Below are 16,054 nucleotides of genomic sequence, written 5' to 3'. Positions count from 1 at the left end.
CCTCCTATTCGAATTCCATTTCCTCGTAGACGACGCCCGCGTTTTTCGTCGCCAGTTCCTCGAACGTGTCGAGGTTTTTGTAGGGGCTCTGATCCACGTAGTAGGCCTCGGCCAGATCGCCACCATTGTCGAGATGTTCGGCGATCTTTCCGCGCAGATATTTCAGGTAGCCCGTCGTTCCGCGCGTGACTTTCTCGAGATTCGTCGGATGGCCGTGACCGGGGATGATGAAGGCAGGCTCCAGCGGCGCGAATTTGGTCTCGAAGGTCTCGATCCAGCAGCTCGTGCAGGTGCCCGAGAAGATCGGCGGCATCCGTTCCGAAAAGGCGATATCGCCCGCGATCATGAACTTCTGTTCCGGCAGCCAGACCTGCGTGTCGCCGGGGCTGTGCGCGGGGCCCAGATGCATAACTTCGATGGTCATGTCGCCCATCTCGATGACGCGCTTGTCCTCGAAAGTCTCGGTGGGCAGCTTCGGATCGGTGCCTTCGGCGGTTTCCTTGCCGTAGCTCTTGAGCGCCTCGAAGGCGCCGCCGGCGTCATGTTCGAACTCGGCCGCCGCATCGACATGGGCGAGCACCGGCACGCCCTGTTCGATCCAGTAATTGTTGCCGAGCATCGAATGGCCCTGACCGTTCTCGTTGATCACCAGCTTCACCGGCTGATCGGTGACCGCCTTGATCTCGTCATGCAGCGCCTTGGCGAGTTGATAGGACGCGCCGGAATTCACCACGACCACGCCGTCGCCGGTGACGATGAAGCTGAGATTGTTGTTATGACCAGAATTCTCATAGGTCGGCGGCGCGGTGGCCCCGATCGCGGTCCAGACGCCGGGGATCACCTCGTAGGGCTTAGAGTAGAGAACCGAACCGGGATACATATCCGGCACATCTTCAGAGGCGAGTACGGGGCTCACATGAAGAAGCCCAGCCAAGACGCTGGTCAAAAGGAGTTTTTTCACCCTCAGACCTCCGGCACGTAGCGATAGGCGTCGCCGTCGCGCTCGACCCGGCCCAGGCCGCCTTCGGGCAGGTGATAGCCGATGATCGGCAGCTTGTCGGTCGCCAGCTGATCGAGCAACGCGACACGGGTCTCCGCGCCCAGATCGGGGTTTTGGTCGGAGCCTGCCGCCATGCCCGGCGCGGCGAAGGCGAGGTAGTGGTTCACGATCGCATCGCCGACGATGAAGGCCTGCGTCTCGCCGTTCTTGACGTGGAAGGACATGTGACCGGGCGTGTGGCCGGGCGTCATCTGCGCCAAGATGCCGGGGAGGATTTCCTCGCCATCTCCAAAGGTTGCAATCTGGTCTTCAAGGATCTGGAGGCGACGCAGCGCGCCTGCCGCGAAGGTCTTGCGGCCCTGATCGATCGTGTCGAGAGTCTCCGGGTTGAGCCAATATTCGAATTCGTCCTTGCCCATCATGTGCTCGGCGTTGGCGAAGAACGGCTCGTCGAAATCGTCGAGCACGCCCCAGAGGTGATCCGGGTGGCCATGGGTGAAGACGACATGGGTCACGTCCTCGGGGGCGACTTCGAGCGCGTCCATCGCTTCCATCAGTTTGCCGGCCGACGGCATGAAGTCATTGCCCGACCCCACGTCGAACAGCACGGTGTTGGTGCCGTCGCGATAGAGCGTGACGTTGCAGGGCGGTTCGACCGAGTCTCCGGTGATGCCGTAGCTCTCGAGGATCGGCTTGGCCTCCGGATTGTCGGTCACAAAGCCGATCGGCAGCACGAGATTGCCATCGGACAGCGTGTCGAGCCGGGCCGACCCCATCTCGAGGGTCTGGGCGGCGAAGCTGAGCCGGGGAAGGGCTGTCATGGCGCCCATGGCCAGCCCTCCGCGCAGAATGGTGCGTCGCGTGAATGTCATGCCAGTCCTCCCTAGCTGGTATTCAATTCCACGAATATGAACGAGAGGCAGCGGCAGGGCAAGCGGTCAGATCACGAGATCGCGACCGATCTCCTTGCAGCTTGGCAGTTTCTCACTGCGCGGCTTTGAGAGCACCCTCCGCCGCTTCGCGGATCGCGCGCATATTCTGGCCATACACCTCCGGCCTATCGACCGAGCCGCCCTTGAAGACGGCGGAGCCCGCGACGAAGCAATCCGCACCAGCCTCGACCAGCGGGCCGACCGTGGTCGGATCGACGCCGCCATCCACCTGAATGTGAATCTCCCGACCGCCAATCATTTCGCGCACTTGGCGGACCTTGTTGATGCTGGAGGGGATGAATTTCTGACCGCCGAAGCCGGGATTCACGCTCATCACGAGAACCATATCGACGAGGTCTAGTAGTTCCGAGATCACGTTGGCGGGCGTGCCGGGGTTCAGCGAGATGCCGCATTTCACGCCCTGCGCCTTGATCGCCTGCAGCGTGCGATGCGGGTGCGGACCGGCCTCCCAATGCGCCACGATCATGTCGGCGCCTGCTTCGGCATAGGCCTCGATGTAAGGGTCGACCGGCGCGATCATCAGGTGGACGTCCATGAAGGTCTTCACATGCGGGCGGAAGGCTTTCACGGCGGGCGGGCCGAAGGTGAGGTTCGGCACGAAATGCCCGTCCATCACGTCGACATGGACCCAATCGGCCCCCTGATCTTCGATGGCGCGGATCTCGGCGCCGAAATTGGCGAAATCGGCCGACAGGATCGAGGGCGCGATCTTGATGGAACGGTCAAAGCTCATGGGGGCCTCCTTGGCGGCTCATTTCGTCAGTTGCGCGAACAGGGTCGGCAGTTTCTCGGGCAGGCGCTCGACCTGATCGATCACGGTGTAATTATTGGTCCCGAAGATGCGCGACACATAGGCATCGGCTTCGGGGTCCAGCGTCAGACAATAGCTGTTAATGCCGATCTGCTGGAGTTCCGCAACCGCCTTCTTGGCATCCATGCGCAGATATTGCGGGTCGCGCTCGTCGATATCGGCCGGTTCGCCATCGGTGACGATCAGCAACAGTTTATGGGCTTCCGGGCGCAGGGACAAATGAAGGGCGGCATGGCGCATCGCGGCCCCCATGCGGGTCGAGAGCCCGCCCTTCATGCCCGCAAGGCGGCCTTTGACCTCGGAATCGAGCTTCTGCTCGAAATCCTTGAAGCGCTGATATTGCACGTCGTGCCGGCCATCCGAGGAAAAGCCGTGGATCGCGAACGGGTCGCCGATCCCTTCGATCGCCGAGGCCACCAGCGCCGAGGCTTCGCGCGTCAGCTCCAGCACGGTCTTGTCCGAGCCGCGCACGGTCTCGTTGGTGCTCTCCGACAGGTCGAGCAGGATGCAGACCGCCAGATCGCGCCGGTTGATGACGTTGCGCATGGTGATCCGCATGTCGGGCTGCATGCCGATGCGCTGCATCACCATCGCATCGACGGCGGCATTGATATCCAGCTCGTCGCCATCCTCCAGCCGCCGCTGGCGCGAGATGCCCTGCGGGCGCAGCCGGTCCACGATCTGCTTGATCCGGTGACGGATGCCGCGATGCGCGGTCAGGATCGTGTCGATCTCGTCCGGGTCGCCCATCGGCGGGCGGTGTTCGTAGACAGTCGACCACGACGGGCGCATCAACTGCACCTTGTAATCCCATTCGCCGTAATGGAACGGGTCGGAGATCGGGGCCTTGCCCTCCATCTCGTTATAGCTGACGCCCTCATCCTCGTAGGGGAACAGCTCTGACGACAGCACCCAGACCTCCTGCGCATCGTCGCCCGCGGTCTCGACATCGACCTCGTTGACGAATTCCATCAGGCCTACGCGCTTGCGCACCTGACCCTGCGCGGGCTGATAGGCGTTCTGGTTCGACCAATCGTAATCCGAGAGCGACCAGATGAAGCGGTTGTCATCGCGATACGGAATTTTCAGAGATTCGAGAATGCGAAGGGAAGGCACCGCGCGGCGCTGTGCGAGCAGGTTGAACAGCTCGACCCCCAGCGACCAGGAGAACATCGTCTCGCGCGCATTGCCCGCGATCTCGCCGTGGAAGGTCTCGACGAGATTGTCGATCTCCAGATCACCGGTGCGGGTGCCGGACGTGTTGAGCGCGCGGGCGACTTTTTCCAGCAGATACATCGTCTCGTGTTCGTATTGCCCTTGCGGCGTGTCCGGCATCAGCCGGTCGAACATCGCGCGCAGCCCCGGAAAGGCCTGCGTCGCGCAATATTCGACGCGGGCATCCTCGATCATGCCGATCAGGAATATCTGCGCGGGGTTCAGCGCTTCCTGCCCGAGCCCGTGATCGGAATAGACGATATGGGCCGCCATATGGGCGCACATCGCGCGGTAGAGATCGAGGCCGGAGGCGCCGTTGATCCCGTCCACCGCATCGGGCAGATGCAGCGCGCCGTCCTCGATGAAGGGGCGGAACCCCTCGAAATCGGCGGCAGAGGGACGCAGGAAGAAATCGCGGGCCCAGAAGGCGCGGAGGTAGAAGTTCAGCCGGCGCTGGCTGTCGATGAAGAGCGTGCCGCGGCGTTCCTGTTTGAGCACCGCGCGGCTGTCTTCAGAAACAAGCCCGAAGTAATCCGCCTGTTTCGGCAGGTCGCGCCGATAGGCTTCGGCCCCGAAATCCACCCAGCGGCGCAGGCCCGAGAGCGTCAGTTTCGCGAGCAGTTCCTCCAGCACGCCGAACATAGGGCGCAGGCCGCGCGGCGCACGGGCCGCCAGCCGGTGCAGCAGCGCGAGATAGCCGCGCAGCAGTTCCGGATCGCCGAAGCGGTTGGCGGCGCCGGGCAGCGTGTCGAGCATCAGCACCAGGATTTCGCCCGACACCATCGAGGCCAGCTTCAGCACCGCGCCCACCACGTCCCGAATGACGTCCTCACCGCATTCCTTGGCGACCTGCGGCATCTCGTCGAGATAGGAGATCAGCAGGCGGGGGCCCTTGCCGAGCGAGGTCATCGCCTTCGCACCGTCCATGTAATCCTTCAGCCCGGCGGGCGACATCATCCGCGCCGCCTCGTGGAAGAGCCCGTCGAGGGTCTCCTCCAGCTCCGGCGCGGATTTGATCAGATCGGCGGCGTAATCGTCGAGATCGACCTTCATCGGACGCGCTCCTTACGCCACCTTCGAGCTGTCGGTGATCTCGGGGAAGAAGGTCTGGACGGCCGCCTGCAACGTGTCGCGCATATCGGCGTCGTCGGTCAGCGGCTCCACCAGCGCCATTTGGCAGGCGGCGGGCGCGGGGATGTCTTGCGAGATCAGCTGGCCCGCATAGACCAGAAGGCGCGTCGACATGCCCTCATCGAGCCCGTGGCCCTTGAGATTGCGCGAGCGTTGGGCGACCTGCACGAGGCGTTCGGCGGTCTTGAGGTCGATCCCGGCCTCGTGGCTGACGATCTCGGCCTCGGTCGCGGCCTGGGGGTAGTCGAAACTCATCGCGCCGAAGCGCTGCTTGGTCGATTGCTTGAGGTCCTTCATCATCGACTGGTAGCCGGGGTTATACGAGATCACGACCTGAAAATCGGGATGCGCGTCGACCAGCTCGCCCTTCTTCTCCAGCGGCAGCTGGCGGCGGTGATCGGTCAGCGGGTGGATGACGACGGTTGTGTCCTGACGGGCCTCGACGACCTCGTCGAGATAGCAGATCGCGCCGATCCGCGCGGCAACGGTCAGCGGGCCGTCCTGCCATTTCGTGCCGTTGATATCGAGGAGGAACCGCCCGATCAGGTCGGACGCGGTCATGTCCTCGTTACAGGCCACGGTGATCAACGGGCGCTGCAACTTCCACGCCATATATTCGACGAAACGCGACTTGCCGCAGCCCGTGGGGCCCTTGAGCATCACCGGCATCCGCACGTCATAGGCGGCGGCGTATTGTTCGATCTCGTTGCCGACGGGCCGGTAGTAGGGCTCGGTCTTCACGCGGAACTGGTCTGGGTCGATATCGCTCATGGGTGGCTCTCCGTCGCGCTGGAAAATCCGGAAAAATGGGGCAGGTCGGGCCGCCGCGATCGGCAGCCCGCCCCGGTATCAGATCAGGCAGAGGCCGACATGTCGGCGCGGTGCACCACCATCGAGGTGCCCTGCGTCTGCTTGAAGTTGTCGTAGCCGACGAGGCGGACATGGTTGCCCGGGTTGGCCTTCTTGCACATCTCGATCTCGCGGAAGATCGCATCGACATCGGTTTCCCCGAACATCGGCAGCTTCCACATGTACCAGAAGTTCGAGCGCATATTCTCGGGCTCGGTATGCTCGATGGCCGGGTTCCAGCCTTTCGAGACGATGTACTCCACCTGCTTGCGCAGCTCGTCATCGCTGAGCTGGGGCAGATAGGAGAAGGTGCCCATCTTGCGGCTGTTCGGGTCCGAGATGCGGGAGCCGTAATCTTGCATTTCACTCATGGTGTCAGTCCTTTCTCAGGCGTTTGTGGGAGGGGCGCGCCTTAGCGGTGCGCCACGTCCAGCTTGTCCACGGTGTCGAACTCGAACTTGATCTCTTTCCACGTCTCCATGGCGATCTTGAGTTCGGGCGAGTGCTTCGCGGCCGAGGTCATGATGTCTTTCGACTCCTTCTCGAGATCGCGGCCCTCGTTGCGTGCCTTGACGCAGGCCTCGACCGCGACGCGGTTGGCCGCTGCACCGGCGGCGTTGCCCCAGGGGTGGCCCAGCGTGCCGCCGCCGAATTGAAGGCAGCTGTCATCGCCGAAGATGTTGACCAGCGCGGGCATGTGCCAGACGTGGATGCCGCCCGAAGCCACCGGGAGCACGCCCGGCATCTGACCCCAGTCCTGATCGAAGAAGATGCCGCGCGAGCGGTCTTCCTTGACGTATTTGTCGCGCATCAGGTCGATCCAGCCCAGCGTCGCCTCGCGGTCGCCTTCGAGCTTGCCGACGACGGTGCCCGAGTGCAGGTGGTCGCCGCCCAGAAGGCGCAGCATCTTCGCGAGAACGCGGAAGTTGATGCCGTGCTTGGGGTGGCGGTCGATCACGCCATGCATCGCGCGGTGCACGTGCAGCAGCATGCCGTTATCGCGGCACCAGCGGCTCAGCGAGGCCTGCGCGGCCCAGCCCATCGTCAGGTAGTCCGACATGATGATCGGCGACCCGATCTCCTTGGCGAACTCGGCGCGCTTGTACATCTCTTCGATGTTCGGCGCGGTGACGTTCAGGTAGTGGCCCTTGCGCTCGCCGGTTTCGCGCTCGGCCTTGTCGATCGCTTCCTGACAGAACTCGAAACGGTCGCGCCAGCGCATGAAGGGCTGCGAGTTGATGTTCTCGTCATCCTTGGTGAAGTCGAGTCCCCCCCGCAGCGCCTCGTAGACCGCGCGGCCGTAGTTCTTCGCCGAGAGACCCAGCTTCGGCTTGATCGTGCACCCCAGGAAGGGACGGCCGTATTTGTCGAGCTTGTCGCGCTCGACCTGAATGCCGTGGGGCGGGCCGTCACAGGTCGTCACGAACCACAGCGGGAAGCGCACGTCTTCCAGACGCAGGGCCCGAACGGCCTTGAAGCCGAAGACGTTGCCCACGAGCGAGGTGAAGACGTTGACGACCGAGCCCTCTTCGAACAGACCCATCGGGTAGGCGATGAAGGCGTAGTAGCTCTCGTCATCGCCCGGCACGTCCTCGATCGCGTAGGCACGACCCTTGTAGTAGTCGAGATCGGTCAGCAGGTCGGTCCAGACCGTGGTCCAGGTGCCGGTCGAGCTTTCTGCGGCGACGGCGGCTGCGGCTTCCTCTCGCGGGACGCCGGGCTGCGGCGTGATCTTGAAGACGGCGAGCACGTCGCTGTCCTTGGGGGTGTAGTTCGGCTCCCAATAGGTTTCACGGTATTCCTTGACGCCGGCGCTGTATTTACCGGGATTTGCATGCTGGTTCATCGGGGTCTCCTTGTCTCCCTAAATCCGATAACTGCGGCCCCGGGCGCTCGACTGCCGGGATCGCGGGTGTGTCAGGCGGCCTTGGCCGCGGAAATCACCGGGTCGAGCGATCCCTCGGCATAGCGCTTGGCCATGTCGTCGAGGTCGATCACCTTGATCTTGCTGGCATTCCCGGCGGTGCCGAAGCGCTGGAAGCGGTCTAGGCAGAGCTTCTCCATCTCTTCCATCGCGGGGATCATGAATTTGCGCGGGTCGAATTCGGTCGGCTTGCTTTGCGCGACCTTGCGGAACTGAGCCGTCAGGGCCATTCGGTTGTCGGTGTCGATATTCACCTTGCGCACGCCCGACTTGATGCCGCGCTCGATCTCTTCGACGGGCACGCCGTAGGTCTGGGGCATCTCGCCGCCGGACTCGTTGATCAGGTCCTGCAGATATTGCGGCACGCTGGACGAGCCGTGCATGACCAGATGGACGTTCGGGATCTTCGCATGGATCTTCTCGATCTGGCTGATCGCGAGGATGTCGCCCGTGGGCTTGCGCGAGAACTTGTAGGCGCCGTGGCTGGTGCCGCAGGCGATCGCCAGCGCATCGACCTTGGTGAGCTTGACGAAATCCAGCGCCTCGTCGGGATCCGTCAGCAGCTGATCGTGGCTGAGTTTGCCAACCGCGCCCGAGCCGTCTTCCTCCGCCGCTTCTCCAGTCTCGAGATTGCCGAGCACGCCCAGTTCGCCCTCGACCGAAGCGCCGACCCAATGGGCCATGTCGGCCACGCGCTTGGTGATGCTGACATTGTAGTCCCAATCGGCGGGGGTCTTCATGTCCTCTTTCAGCGAGCCGTCCATCATCACCGAGGTGAAGCCGTGGCGGATCGCGGTGAGGCAGGTGGCCTCGTTATTGCCGTGGTCCTGATGCATGCACAGCGGGATATCGGGATACATCTCCGACAGCGCCTGGATCATGTGGCGCAGCATGATGTCACCGGCATAGCTGCGCGCACCGCGCGAGGCCTGCATGATGACGGGGGCGTCGCATTTCGCCGCCGCCTTCATGATGGCGATACCCTGTTCCATGTTGTTGATGTTGAACGCCGGCACGCCGTAGCCGTGTTCCGCGGCGTGATCGAGCAATTGTCTGAGCGTAATCAGTGCCATATCAGGTGTTCCTTACGTTGTGGGCCTTACGTTGCGGGCCTAACCGGTCGCGCCGCGGTCAGAGGAGCTTTCCCATCGCGACGGCGGTGTCGGCCATGCGGTTGGAGAAGCCCCATTCGTTGTCGTACCAGCTGAGGATTCGGACCATCCGGCCGTCCATCACCTTGGTCTGATCCATATGGAAGACCGAAGAGTGAGGATCGTGGTTGAAGTCGCTGGAAACATTGGGTTTGTCGGTATAGCCGAGGATGCCTTTCATCGGACCATCGGCGGCGGTGCGGATAGCCGCGTTGACCTCTTCCACAGTGGTATCTTTCGCGGCCTCGAAGACCAGATCGACGACCGAGACATTCGGCGTCGGCACGCGGATCGCGACTCCGTCCAGTTTGCCGTTGAGCTCCGGCAGCACCAGACCCACGGCCTTCGCGGCCCCGGTCGAGGTCGGGATCATCGACAGCGCGGCGGCGCGGGCGCGATACATGTCGGGATGCATCGTATCGAGCGTCGGCTGGTCGCCGGTATAGCTGTGGATCGTCGTCATGAAGCCTTTCGAGATGCCGATCGCGTCGTTGAGCGCCTTGGCGACCGGCGAAAGGCAGTTCGTCGTGCAGGACGCGTTCGACACGACCAGATCGTCCTTGGTCAGCGCACCGTGGTTCACGCCGTAAACGATGGTCTTGTCAGCACCGGCCGCCGGGGCCGAGACGAGCACGCGCTTCGAGCCGTTCTCCAGGTGGAAGGCAGCTTTCTCCCGCGCGGTGAAGATGCCCGTGCATTCCATCGCGATGTCCACGTCGCCCCAGGGCAGCTCCTTCGGGTCGCGGATCGCGGTGACCTTGATCTTGCCGCGGCCTGCGTCGATCCAGTCCTCGCCGGTGGTGACCTCCTGCGGGAAGCGGCCGTGGACGCTGTCGAATTGCAGCAGATGGGCGTTGGTTTCGACCGGGCCCAGATCGTTGATCGCAATTACCTCGATATCGGTGCGACCCGACTCGATGATCCCGCGCAGCACGTTGCGGCCGATACGTCCAAACCCGTTGATGGCAACTTTAACCGTCATTCTCGTTAGTCCCTCAGATCAGTTCTTTTGCATCCGAAACAATCGCTTCGGACGTGATGTTGAAGTGTTCGTAGAGCGCCGGGGCAGGGGCCGAGGCTCCGAAACCGGTCATGCCCACGAAGCGGTCCTCGGGGCGCAGGAAGAGATCCCAGCCCTGACGGATCGCGGCTTCGCAGCCGACGCGCGGGGCATCGCCGAGAACCTCGGCGCGATAGGCCGCGTCCTGTTTCTCGAAAAGCTCGAAACACGGCGCGGAGACGACCGCGGCCTTGATCCCTTGCTCGGCCAGTTGTTCGGCAGCGGCCATTGCGATCTCAACTTCGGACCCGGTGGCGATCAGCGTCACGTCGCGGGCCTCGGGTGCGCGCAGCAGATAGGCGCCGCGGGCGGTGAGGTTCTCGTCCGTATGTTCGGTGCGAACCGTCGGCAGACCCTGACGCGAGGCCACGATCATCGTCGGCGTGGCCGTCGAGGTCATGGCGATTTCCCAGGCCTCGGCGGTCTCCACCGCATCGGCTGGTCGGAGCACGAGCAGGTTAGGTATGGCCCGGAGCGAGGCCAGATGCTCTACCGGCTGATGGGTGGGACCGTCCTCGCCGAGGCCGATCGAGTCATGGGTCATGACATAGCAGGTCGGCACGCCCATCAGTGCCGACAAACGAATTGCGGGGCGGCAGTAATCGGCGAAGGCCAGGAAGGTGCCCCCATAGGGCCGCAGCCCGCCATGGAGCACGATACCGTTCATCGCAGCGGCCATGCCGTGCTCGCGAATGCCGTAATGGATGTAATCGCCGGTGAAATCGGTAGGCGTGATCGATTTCATGCCCGAGGATTTCGTGAGGTTCGAGCCGGTCAGATCGGCCGAGCCGCCCACGGTGAAGGGCAGGGTGGCGTTGACCACTTCCAGCGCCATCTGGCTCGCCTTGCGGGTCGCTACCTTGGGCCTGTCCTGCGACAGCTTGCGCTTGTAGACGGCGATCGCGGCGGGCAGGGCGCTGGTGTCGGCCTCCTCTGCGGCGAGGAAGTCGGCGCGAGCGGTCGCGGCGTTCAGCCTCGTCTCCCATTCCGCCCGCGCCCGCGCGCCGCGCGAGGCGATCCGGCCCCATTCCTCGTAGATCGCGGCCGGAATTTCGAACGGCGGATGGTCCCAATGCAGTTGCTTGCGCGCGGCAGCGATCTCGGCGTCACCCAGCGGCGCGCCGTGGACATCGTGGCCACCTTGCTTGTTGGGCGCACCGAAGCCGATGATGGTGCGGCAGGCGATCATCGACGGGCGCGGATCCTGACGCGCGGCCTCAATCGCAGCGGCGATCTCGGTCGGGCTGTGGCCGTCGCAGTCAACGACATGCCAGCCGGCGGCGGCGAAACGCGCCTTCTGATCCATCGAGGTGGAGAGATCGGTGTCGCCGTCGATGGTGATCGAATTGTCGTCCCACAGCACGATCAACTTGCCGAGCGCCAGATGACCCGCGAGGTCGATCGCCTCGTGGCTGATCCCTTCCATCAGGCAGCCGTCGCCCGCGATGACATAGGTAAAATGATCAACCAGATCGGCGCCATAGCGCGCGTTCTTCATCTTCTCGGCAATCGCCATACCCACGGCGGTCGCGACACCCTGACCAAGCGGCCCGGTGGTCATTTCGATCCCGTCGGCATGGCCGTATTCCGGGTGACCAGCGGTGCGCGAACCCAGCTGGCGGAACGCCTTGATTTGGTCCATGCCCATGTCTTCATAGCCCAGCAGATGGTTGATCGCGTAGAGCAGCATCGAACCGTGCCCGGCCGACAGCACGAAGCGGTCACGATCGGGCCATTTCGGCGCGGTGGGATCGATATTGATGAAGCGGTTGAACAGAACCGTCGCCACATCGGCCATGCCCATCGGCATGCCGGGATGGCCAGAATTGGCCTTTTGCACCGCATCCATCGCGAGCGCGCGGATCGCATTCGCCATCCGGGTTTCTTGCGTAATTTGAATATCTTTCATCGCCTTTTTCATCCTTCTCAAGCCCGCTTCGCTTCGCGCACGAGGCGCTCGATGAGGGGGGTGAGGATCAGCTGCATGGCCAGATCCTGACGGTTGCCGGGAATGACGATCGAGTTGGCGCGGCTCATCCACGAGCCGTTGATCATCGAGGTGAGATAAGGGAAATCGATCCCGCGCGGGTTCTTGAAGCGGATCACCACGAGGCTCTCATCCGCGGTCGGAATCCAGCGCGCGATGAACGGGTTCGAAGTGTCTACGACCGGCACGCGCTGGAAATTGATATCCGTCTCAGTGAATTGCGGCGTGATGCAATACACATAGGCGTGCATGCGGCGCAGGATCACGTCGGTGACGGCTTCGGTCGAATAGCCGCGGGAGGCCCGGTCGCGATGGATCTTCTGGATCCATTCGAGGTTGATCACCGGAACCACGCCGATCTTCAGATCGGCCAGCGCCGAGAGGTTCACCTCGTCATTGACCACGCAGCCGTGAAGTCCTTCGTAGAAAAGCAGATCGGTCTCGTCGGCGAAATCGCTCCAGTCGGTGAAATGACCGGGAGGCGTGCCCCATTTCTCGGCTTCGGCATCGTCATGGACGTAATGCCGGGTCTTGCCCTTGCCGGTCTCGCCATATTCGCGAAAGACGCGCTCCAACTCTTTGAGTTCATTGGCTTCGTAGGAGAAGTGGGAGAAGCCCTGATCGCCCGCGTCGTACCGCTTCTGCAGCTCTTCCTTCATGTCGGCGCGGTTGTAGCGGTGGAAGGCGTCTCCCTCGATTGAGACTGCGGAAATCCCTTCGCGGCGGAAGATCTGGTCGAAGGTCGATTTCACCGTCGAGGTACCTGCACCGGAGGAACCGACGACGGAAATGATGGGGTGTTTCTTGGACATGTATCAGCTCCGGAAGAGGCCGCGGGTATTGAAGAGCGCGTGGGCTTCATCCTGCGGCAAGTCGTGATAGGCGGCGACGCGGGCGACCTTGCTGGCCGAGCCGAATACGAAGGGCGTGCGGGCATGCAGCCGGTCGGGCGTCGCGGACATGATGGGATCGGCGCCGTCTGTGGCCTCGCCGCCGAGCTGCTCGATCAGCATCGCGATTGGCGCGCATTCATAGACGTGCCGCAGGCGTCCGCGCTGGTAGCCTTCGCGGTCGTCACCGGGATAGAGGAACACGCCGCCGCGCGAGATGATGCGGTGGGTCTCGGCCACCAGCGACGCGATCCAGCGCATGTTGAAGTTGCGCCCGCGCGGGCCTTCGGCGCCGGCGACGAGATCGTCGATGAAGGCGCGGATCGGCTGCGGCCAGTGGCGGTAGTTCGAGGCGTTGATCGCGTATTCCGAGGTCTCGGAGGGCAGGGGCTTCGGATCGGCCACGCGGCGCCAGATGTCGCTTCCGGGCTCGAGAACCCATTGCTGCACACCCTTCCCGAAGGTCACGACCAGGGCGGTCTGCGGTCCGAAGATAATGTAGCCGCCCGCGATCTGCTCGTTCGCCGGACGCAGGAAGCTGGCCTCCGTGTCGTCGGCTGCCTCGAAGATCGAGAAGATCGTGCCGATCGAGACATTCACGTCGATATTGGACGACCCGTCGAGCGGATCGATGGCGAGCGCGAGCGTGCCGGTCCCGAAATCGACCACCTCGTCCTGCTCTTCCGAGGCGTAATGGCGCACCGCACCACCGCGCAGCGCGGCCATGAAGGCCTCGTCCGCGATCACGTCGAGCGCTTTCTGCCCGTCGCCACCGGCATTGGTGCCAGCCGCTTCCGCCAGATTTCCGTCCAGCCCGTTGCGCGCAATCATGCGGGCAAGCTGGGCACCGACGCTGGTCAAGCGGGTCATGGTGTCGGCAAGATCGGCAGAAATACCGAGGCCGTCGAAACTCACGGACATCTTCTCCTCCTCCAAAGACGATGTTCTTGTGAGCCAGACCATTGCCCGGATCGGTTTTTTATGAAATTTAAATAAAGGGAATGTGCGTTAAGGAAATTTGAAACCCAATGCGGATGAATGCTGTGACGCTGAAGCAATTACGCGCGCTCGATGCGGTGGCTCGCGGCGGTTCGCTGACGGCTGCCGGAGAGAGCCTGAACCTCACAACCCCAGCAATTCATACGCAAATCAGGGGACTGGAGGACGCGATCGGGATGAAGCTGATCCAGCGTGCCGCTGATGGCGCCGGATCCGAGCTGACCGAAGCAGGCAAAGCGCTGCGCGAGAGCGCGCTGCGGATCGAGGACAACTTGTCGCAGGCCGAAGCGACGCTGAGCGCCATCGCACGGGGGCAGGTGGGTCGGATCACGCTCGGCGTCGTCTCCACCGGCAAGTATTTCGCGCCGCGGCTGGTGAAGATGCTGCAAGACGCCCATCCCGAGATCGAGGTCGCGCTGCGCGTGGGCAACCGTTCGGCCATTATCGAGGGGATCGAGCGCGGCAGTTTCGACATCGCCGTGATGGGCCGACCGCCGCGCCATCCGCCGGTCGTGGCGCAGCCGATCGGCCAGCATCCGCATGCGTTGGTCGCGCCGCCGGACCATCCGCTTGTCGCCAAGGCAGACGATGTCGAGCGGCTTTTCGGCGAGACCTTCATCTCGCGCGAGGAAGGGTCGGGGACGCGGATCCTGATGTCGCGCTGGCTCGACCGGGTCGGTGACGGGCGGCTCTATGACACGCTGGAGATGGACAGCAACGAGACGATCAAGCAGGCGGTGATGGCGGGTCTCGGCATCGCGTTTCTCAGCCTGCACACGGTGACGGACGAGCTGGAGACCGGACGTCTGGCGCTGATCCCGGCGCCTGGTTTGCCGCTGATGCGTCATTGGTTCCTCGTGCGCCGCGAGAGCGAACGCCCGCGCGAACTGGCGCTGCGCGTCTGGGATCAGATCGTCGAGATGAACGGCGCCTTCCTGCCGCATCCGATCCCGGATTGACGCCGGGGCTGCGCGCAGTACCTTTGCGCGGCAACAGGGAGGATATCATGGCCTATGCGATGGCAATCGCGCGCCCCGGCGGGCGCGACCAATTCCACAAGATCGAAATAGAGGTTCCGAAGCCGGGCCCGGGCGAAATCACCTTAAGACATACCGCTATCGGTCTGAATTTCATTGATGTTTACTTCCGCACGGGTCTTTATCCGTGGCCGGTCGAGAGCGACCTGATCACCGGCGGTGAAGCGGCGGGCGTCATCGAGGCGGTCGGCGACGGCGTCGATCTGCAGGTCGGGCAGCGCGTGGCCTATACGCAGCCCAACGGCGCTTACGCGAGCCACCGGGTGATCGCGGCGAAAAACGTGGTGCCGATCCCGGACGATATTTCCGACGAAGTCGCGGCGGCGGTGATGCTTAAGGGTCTGACCGTGCATTACCTGATCCATCACTCGTATCCGGTAAAGTCCGGTGACACCGTGCTTTTCCACGCGGCGGCTGGTGGCGTCGGCTCGATCGCGGGTCAATGGCTCAAGGCCAAGGGCGTACGCGCGATCGGTACGGCTGGCGGGCCTGAGAAATGCGCGCGTGCTCTTGAGCACGGATATGACGCGGTGATCGATTACCGGACTGAGGATTTCGGCGCAGAGGTCAAACGGCTCACCGACGGCGCAGGCGTCGCGGCGGTCTATGACTCGGTGGGCGCCGACACGGTGATGACGTCGCTCGATGTGCTCAAGCGCTTCGGCACGCTGGTGTGCTTCGGACAAAGCTCGGGACCGGCGGATCAGTTCAAGATCGGCGATCTTGCGCGCAACTCGCTGTTCCTGACGCGTCCGACCTTGTTCCAACACACGGATCAACCGGGGTGGCTACGAAACTCCGCCGCAGAACTCTTTGAGATGATTGGAAAAGGCGACATCAAGATCGACGTGCCACAGACATTTTCTCTGGAGGATGTTGCTGCAGCCCATGAGGCGCTGGAGGGCCGGAAAACGGTCGGGAGCACGGTTTTGACCCCATAATGGGCGTCAAACCGCAATCATATTTTACATAATACCGATTATAGGTATTACGTTGATAATAAAGCGGGGGGTGATTTCAGCCCCCCGACTTTGTTTCGGTTCAGGA

The 16,054-nt window shown here is 63.0% G+C and carries 14 protein-coding genes; 2 read left to right on the top strand and 12 right to left on the bottom strand.

Annotated features, from left to right (window positions below; translation table 11 throughout):
* Nucleotides 1–4: 4 nt before the first annotated feature.
* The 12 genes from BMG03_RS10865 to BMG03_RS10810 all read right to left on the bottom strand — a co-directional run bounded on the left by BMG03_RS10865 (nt 5) and on the right by BMG03_RS10810 (nt 13,892).
* Complete coding sequence (locus BMG03_RS10865; RefSeq protein ID WP_075774819.1) at nt 5–961, bottom strand: MBL fold metallo-hydrolase; 957 nt, start codon at nt 959–961, stop codon at nt 5–7.
* A gap of 2 nt (nt 962–963) precedes the next feature.
* On the bottom strand, nt 964–1,872 hold the full coding sequence (locus tag BMG03_RS10860) for an MBL fold metallo-hydrolase (protein WP_075774818.1): 909 nt from the start codon (nt 1,870–1,872) through the stop codon (nt 964–966).
* Between the two features lie 112 nt (nt 1,873–1,984).
* The gene (gene rpe, locus BMG03_RS10855) at nt 1,985–2,686 is read right to left on the bottom strand and encodes a ribulose-phosphate 3-epimerase (RefSeq protein ID WP_075774817.1); all 702 of its coding nucleotides are present in this window, start codon (nt 2,684–2,686) and stop codon (nt 1,985–1,987) included.
* An 18-nt stretch (nt 2,687–2,704) separates the two neighbouring features.
* Nucleotides 2,705–5,032, bottom strand: coding sequence for a nitric oxide reductase activation protein NorD (locus BMG03_RS10850; protein ID WP_075774816.1), 2,328 nt, complete (start codon nt 5,030–5,032; stop codon nt 2,705–2,707).
* Between the two features lie 12 nt (nt 5,033–5,044).
* Nucleotides 5,045–5,881, bottom strand: a complete 837-nt coding sequence (locus tag BMG03_RS10845) for a CbbQ/NirQ/NorQ/GpvN family protein (protein ID WP_075774815.1) — start codon at nt 5,879–5,881, stop codon at nt 5,045–5,047.
* Between the two features lie 83 nt (nt 5,882–5,964).
* The gene (locus BMG03_RS10840; RefSeq protein WP_075774814.1) at nt 5,965–6,330 is read right to left on the bottom strand and encodes a ribulose bisphosphate carboxylase small subunit; all 366 of its coding nucleotides are present in this window, start codon (nt 6,328–6,330) and stop codon (nt 5,965–5,967) included.
* Nucleotides 6,331–6,371: 41 nt separating this feature from the next.
* A complete protein-coding gene (locus BMG03_RS10835) occupies nt 6,372–7,805 on the bottom strand; it encodes a form I ribulose bisphosphate carboxylase large subunit (RefSeq protein WP_075774813.1) in 1,434 nt (477 codons plus the stop codon).
* Nucleotides 7,806–7,876: 71 nt separating this feature from the next.
* Nucleotides 7,877–8,956, bottom strand: coding sequence for a class II fructose-bisphosphate aldolase (gene fba / locus BMG03_RS10830; protein WP_075774812.1), 1,080 nt, complete (start codon nt 8,954–8,956; stop codon nt 7,877–7,879).
* A gap of 58 nt (nt 8,957–9,014) precedes the next feature.
* On the bottom strand, nt 9,015–10,016 hold the full coding sequence (gene gap, locus BMG03_RS10825) for a type I glyceraldehyde-3-phosphate dehydrogenase (RefSeq protein WP_075774811.1): 1,002 nt from the start codon (nt 10,014–10,016) through the stop codon (nt 9,015–9,017).
* A gap of 13 nt (nt 10,017–10,029) precedes the next feature.
* Entirely contained in the window at nt 10,030–12,003 is a 1,974-nt protein-coding gene (gene tkt / locus BMG03_RS10820) for a transketolase (protein WP_075774810.1), read from the bottom strand.
* A 17-nt stretch (nt 12,004–12,020) separates the two neighbouring features.
* On the bottom strand, nt 12,021–12,893 hold the full coding sequence (locus BMG03_RS10815) for a phosphoribulokinase (protein ID WP_075774809.1): 873 nt from the start codon (nt 12,891–12,893) through the stop codon (nt 12,021–12,023).
* A 3-nt stretch (nt 12,894–12,896) separates the two neighbouring features.
* Entirely contained in the window at nt 12,897–13,892 is a 996-nt protein-coding gene (locus tag BMG03_RS10810; protein WP_075774808.1) for a class 1 fructose-bisphosphatase, read from the bottom strand.
* A 107-nt stretch (nt 13,893–13,999) separates the two neighbouring features.
* Between BMG03_RS10810 and cbbR the strand changes: the two genes are divergently transcribed.
* Together cbbR and BMG03_RS10800 are read left to right on the top strand one after the other, a co-directional pair.
* On the top strand, nt 14,000–14,929 hold the full coding sequence (cbbR, locus tag BMG03_RS10805; RefSeq protein WP_075774807.1) for a LysR family regulator CbbR: 930 nt from the start codon (nt 14,000–14,002) through the stop codon (nt 14,927–14,929).
* 47 nt (nt 14,930–14,976) lie between these two features.
* Nucleotides 14,977–15,948: a quinone oxidoreductase family protein gene (locus tag BMG03_RS10800; RefSeq protein WP_075774806.1), complete on the top strand. Its 972-nt coding sequence runs from the start codon at nt 14,977–14,979 to the stop codon at nt 15,946–15,948.
* Nucleotides 15,949–16,054: the final 106 nt, after the last annotated feature.

It is taken from the genome of Thioclava nitratireducens, assembly GCF_001940525.2.
GTDB lineage: Bacteria > Pseudomonadota > Alphaproteobacteria > Rhodobacterales > Rhodobacteraceae > Thioclava > Thioclava nitratireducens.
This window is presented reverse-complemented; position numbering and strand designations above follow the sequence as displayed.